At 63.2% G+C, this 5,062-nt stretch carries 6 protein-coding genes; 5 read left to right on the top strand and 1 reads right to left on the bottom strand.

The window, feature by feature from the left end; translation table 11 throughout:
- The 3 genes from Q0L57_RS05895 to Q0L57_RS05885 form a co-directional block, all read left to right on the top strand.
- Positions 1-764 (top strand): ATP-binding cassette domain-containing protein (locus Q0L57_RS05895; RefSeq protein WP_296739385.1); only part of this gene is annotated, 764 nt, incomplete at its 5' end.
- On the top strand, positions 761-2,644 hold the full coding sequence (locus Q0L57_RS05890; protein WP_296739382.1) for an ABC transporter ATP-binding protein: 1,884 nt from the start codon (positions 761-763) through the stop codon (positions 2,642-2,644). The genes Q0L57_RS05895 and Q0L57_RS05890, both read left to right, overlap by 4 nt.
- 9 nt (positions 2,645-2,653) lie before the next feature.
- On the top strand, positions 2,654-2,965 hold the full coding sequence (locus Q0L57_RS05885; protein ID WP_296739380.1) for a DUF6665 family protein: 312 nt from the start codon (positions 2,654-2,656) through the stop codon (positions 2,963-2,965).
- Between the two features lie 37 nt (positions 2,966-3,002).
- On the opposite strand, the gene Q0L57_RS05880 is transcribed toward Q0L57_RS05885, so the two are convergent.
- Complete coding sequence (locus Q0L57_RS05880) at positions 3,003-3,347, bottom strand: cupin domain-containing protein (RefSeq protein WP_296739388.1); 345 nt, start codon at positions 3,345-3,347, stop codon at positions 3,003-3,005.
- A 311-nt stretch (positions 3,348-3,658) separates the two neighbouring features.
- Between Q0L57_RS05880 and petA the strand changes: the two genes are divergently transcribed.
- Both petA and Q0L57_RS05870 read left to right on the top strand, forming a co-directional pair.
- Complete coding sequence (gene petA, locus Q0L57_RS05875) at positions 3,659-4,219, top strand: ubiquinol-cytochrome c reductase iron-sulfur subunit (RefSeq protein ID WP_296739378.1); 561 nt, start codon at positions 3,659-3,661, stop codon at positions 4,217-4,219.
- A gap of 17 nt (positions 4,220-4,236) precedes the next feature.
- A partial coding sequence (locus Q0L57_RS05870; RefSeq protein WP_296739375.1) for a cytochrome b N-terminal domain-containing protein occupies positions 4,237-5,062 on the top strand: 826 nt, incomplete at its 3' end.

Below are 5,062 nucleotides of genomic sequence, written 5' to 3'. Positions count from 1 at the left end.
ACGGGAAAGGCGGCGTCATCGACAATCTGTCGCTGAAAATCGCGCCGGGCGAGCGTGTGGGCCTGATCGGGCGCTCCGGAGCCGGCAAGTCGACGCTGGCCAATCTAGCGCTGCGCCTATTCGACGTTCAGGACGGCAGGGTGCTGATCGACGGGCAGGATATTCGCAATGTTTCGCAAGAGAGCGTTCGCGCGGCGATCGGCTTCGTCAACCAGGACACATCGCTGCTGCATCGGTCCGTTCGCGAGAACCTCAAATATGGACGCCAGTCCGCCAGCGACGAAGCGATGTTCGACGCCGCGAAGGCCGCCCAGATCGCGGATGTCATCGCCGGACTGACCGACCTCAATGGCCGAAGCGGCTATGACGCGCTCGTCGGGGAGCGCGGCGTGAAGCTGTCGGGCGGCCAGCGGCAACGTATCGCGATTGCCCGCGTCATGCTGAAGGACGCGCCGATCCTTATTCTGGACGAGGCTACGTCCGCGCTCGATTCGGAGGTGGAAGCGGCTATACAGGAGAACCTGTACAAGCTCATGCAAGGCAAGACAGTCATCGCCATAGCCCACCGGTTGTCGACCATCGCCGCAATGGACAGGCTTGTGGTGATGGACAAAGGTCGCATTGTCGAGGACGGCTCGCATGACGCGCTGATCGCCAAGGGCGGGCTCTATGCCCAGCTCTGGCGGCGCCAGTCCGGTGGTTTTCTGCTCGACGAAAAGCAGGCCGCCGGCGAGATGCCGGTGAAAGGTGAAGCCGCGGAATGATGAAGGCCGTCTATCGCTGGTTCGAAGGCTGGGTCAACCCGTTCCGCGAGCCAGCGAATCTCAGGCCACCCGCCAGCGTCGGCGGCTTCCTCTGGCACTATGTCGGGCAGGCGAAGCTCGCCTTCTTCGCCATGCTGGTCATCGGCGGCATCGCCCCCCTGGTCGAGGCCGGGCTGTTCTACTTCGTCGGGCGACTGGTCGATATCCTCGACCAACTGCCTGGCGGACGTAGCTGGCACGCGCTTTGGGCTGCCGCCGGCCCAGAGCTGCTCTTCATGGGCGCGGTGGTGCTTATCATCCGCACGCTTGTGGTCGGCTTGTCGGCGCTGGTCGACGAGCAGACGATCACGCCGGGCTTCTACAATCTGGTGCGCTGGCAGGCGCACCGGCATGTCTCGCGCCAGTCCTACGCCTTCTTCCAGAACGATTTCGCCGGGCGCATCGCCACCAAGGTCTGGCAGGCGGGGCAGGCGACAGGCGACCTGATGGAAAGCTTCATCGAGGTCGTCTGGTTCATGATCGTCTACACGGCGACGACGCTGGCGCTGGTCGCCGGCCTCGACCTCAGGCTGGCGGTGCTGGTGATGGTCTGGATCGTCGCCTTCGGCTGGCTCGCCAAACTCTACCTGCCGGCGATCCGCAAACATGCCGAGGCGACGGCCGAGGCCGGTTCGATGATCAACGGCCGCATCGTCGATTCCTATTCCAATGTGCAGACGCTGAAGCTGTTCGCGGCCGACGGCGACGACCGCTATATCCGCAACGGCTTCGACATCTATCTCGACGCGCTGCGTCCATTCACGCGCAGGCTGACCGGCGTGCGCATGGCACTGACGACCCTGTCAGGCTTGATGATCACGGTGATTGCCGCCTTTGCCATCTTTCTCTGGGTCGAAGGCTCGATCACCGTCGGCGCCGTCGCCTTCACGCTGTCGCTGGTGCTCAGGCTCAACATGCTGCTCGGACGGCTGATGATGCAGCTCAACGGCATCCTGCGAAACCTAGGCGTGCTGGAAAACTCCAAGGCGCTGATCTCGCAGCCGCTCGGCCTCGTCGATGCACCCGACGCCAAGGAACTGGTGGTCACCGGTGGCCGTATCGAGGTCAAACACGTCACCTTCCACTATGGCAAGGGGGCAGGGGTCCTCGATGGCATCGACCTTGTCGTGCGGCCGGGCGAGAAGGTCGGACTGGTCGGCCCGTCGGGAGCGGGCAAGACGACGCTCGCGAATCTCATCCTGCGCCTCTACGACCTCGAGGGCGGCAAGATCCTGATCGATGGCCAGGACATCGCCCAGGTGACGCAGAATTCGCTGCGCGCCAATATCGGCGTGGTCAGCCAGGACACCGCGCTGTTCCACCGCTCGCTGCGCGACAACATCAAGCTCGGCATGCCGGAGGCGACGGACGCTGAAGTGATCGCCGCGGCGAAAAGGGCCGAGGCGCACGACTTCATCCTTGGCCTGCGCGACAACCGCGAGCGCGTTGGCTACGAGGCCTACGTCGGCGAGCGCGGCGTGAAGCTTTCCGGCGGCCAGCGGCAGCGGGTGGCGATCGCTCGTGTGTTCCTCAAGGACGCGCCGATCCTCATCCTCGACGAGGCGACCTCGGCTCTCGATTCCGACATCGAGGCGGCGATCCAGGAGAATCTGGCAAGGCTGATGGAAAACAAAACCGTGATCGCCATCGCGCACCGGTTGTCGACCATCGCTGCGCTTGATCGGCTGGTCGTGCTCGACGGTGGGCGAATCGTCGAACAGGGCACCCATGATGAGCTAGTCGCGCTCGACGGGCTCTATGCGCGGCTATGGAAACGGCAGTCCGGCGGCTTCCTGTTCAATGAGGAAAGCGTGCTGGAAGAGACACGGCCGGCGGAGTAGAACGACATCTTGTCGATACGCATGCCCTCGAATTTCGGACGCCCGGGCGCGCAGGAAAGCGCGCTCGACCTGCTAGGCCACGAAATCCTCGCCGAGAAGGCAGCAGCCCTTGGCCGGGCCGGACAGCGGGTGGAGGAAACCCTGGCGAAGCTGCGCGAGCATGGCGAGGGCGAGCATCGCAACAGATTGCTCAAGGAAGCCGCGGCCGCCGTGCATGGCTATTTCATCCAGCGCGAGCTTTGCGGATTTCGCAGGCATGACGCCGTGATCCGCGAATACAACATACCGAGAGCCGTGCTGGTCAGGCTGGGCGCCAGCTGAGGCTATCCAGCTGACTGCTGCCTTACGCGAATGATGGTTACTCCAGCCATTCGGTAATGAAGTGGCCGTTCTCGTGGATATCGGTCGTCTCGAGCGGGCCGGGGCCGAGATTGGTGAATTTGTGCGGTGTGTCGGGCGGCACGATCAGGATTTGGCCCGCGGTGGCCTTTATCTCTTGGTCGCCGACAGTGAACAGGCCAGTACCTGAGCGGATGATGAAGATCTCCGCATAAGGATGCTTATGCAGGCGCGGACCGTCGCCGATCTCCGGCAAATAGTTGAAGATCAAGCAGCTTTTGGAGCCAAAGGCGCCGCATTGCAGCTCGCCCTGCCAGCGATCGGGCGCTTGCGCCCATCTTGCACGGTCGACGACATGCGCCATGGCCACAGAATAGACCGGGCCAGCGACCGCTGTCGAGGCGAAGGGCGGTTCGATTTCGCCTTTGATTTTCCGCTGTTTCACGGCAGCTTCGGGGCTGCCCGCGCCGCGCCCGACGAGGTCGCGCTATACAGCCGCGACAATCTGCCCTTGTGCCTTCACCCGACTGGACAAAAACGGGCTTCACGCATAAACCGAAGTCCAAATGCCGGAGGAATTCGCTAGCCTGTTCGCCATGCGCTGTCGGGCCGGCGCGATTGAGCGGGGACAAGGCTCGGCCGCCGGCACGGAAGAGGCGAAAGGATCAGGCACCCGTGAGCGCAACCGACATCCACGATCCCAACCGTCGCGATTTTCTCTACGTTGCCACCGGCATGGCCGCCGTGGTCGGCGCGGGGGCCGTCGCGTGGCCGTTCATCGACCAGATGCGCCCGGACGCCTCGACGCTGGCGCTGGCTTCGGTTGAAGTCGACGTCGCTTCGCTGCAGCCCGGCAGCTCGCTGATCGTCAAGTGGCGCGGCAAGCCGGTCGTGGTGCGCAATCGCACCGAGAAGGAGATGAAGGACGGCGAGGCGGTCAATCTGGCCGATCTCAAGGACCCGATCGCCCGCAACGCAAACCTGCCGTCCGACGCTCCGGCCACCGACGCCAACCGCACCACGCCCGGCAAGGAAGCCTGGATGGTCATGGTCCAGGTCTGCACCCATCTCGGCTGCATCCCGCTCGGTCAGGAAGGCGATTTCGGCGGCTGGTTCTGCCCGTGCCACGGCTCGCAGTACGACACCGCCGGCCGCATCCGCAAAGGCCCGGCGCCCGAGAACATGGCGATCCCGGTATTCAAGTTCATTTCCGATACCAAGATCGTTATCGGTTGAGGCAGGGGGATATTTCGATGAGCGAGGGACACTCGACCTATACGCCGAAGACCGGTATCGAACGCTGGTTCGACGCCCGCATGCCGCTGCCCAGGCTGATCTATGACAGCTTCGTCGCCTATCCGGTGCCGCGCAACCTCAACTACATGTGGACGTTCGGCGGCATCCTGTCGATCATGCTGGTCGCGCAGATCCTGACCGGCATCGTGCTGGCCATGCATTACACGGCCGACACCAATCTCGCCTTCGATTCGGTCGAGAAGATCATGCGCGACGTGAATTCGGGCTGGCTGTTGCGCTACATGCATGCCAACGGCGCCTCGTTCTTCTTCGTCGCCGTCTACATCCACATCTTCCGTGGCCTGTTCTACGGCTCCTACAAGGCGCCGCGCGAACTGCTCTGGATCCTGGGCTGCATCATCTACCTGCTGATGATGGCCACGGGCTTCATGGGCTACGTGCTGCCCTGGGGGCAGATGTCGTTCTGGGGCGCCACCGTCATCACCGGCTTCTTCAGCGCCATCCCGCTGGTCGGCAACTGGATCCAGCAGCTGCTGCTCGGCGGCTTCGCTGTCGACGATCCGACGCTGAACCGCTTCTTCGCGCTGCACTACCTGCTGCCGTTCATGATCGCTGGCGTGGTCGTGCTGCACATCTGGGCGCTGCATGTCGTCGGCCAGTCGAATCCGACCGGCATCGAGGTGAAGTCGAAGACCGACACTGTCGCCTTCACGCCCTATGCGACCATCAAGGACGCGTTCGGCATGATCGTGTTCCTGTTCGTCTTCGCTTATTTCGTCTTCTACCTGCCGAATTATCTCGGCCATGCCGACAACTATATCG

The organism is Mesorhizobium sp. (assembly GCF_024509055.1).
Lineage (GTDB): Bacteria > Pseudomonadota > Alphaproteobacteria > Rhizobiales > Rhizobiaceae > Mesorhizobium.
Note: the sequence above shows the minus strand (reverse complement) of the source record. Positions and strands in the feature narration are given on the sequence as shown.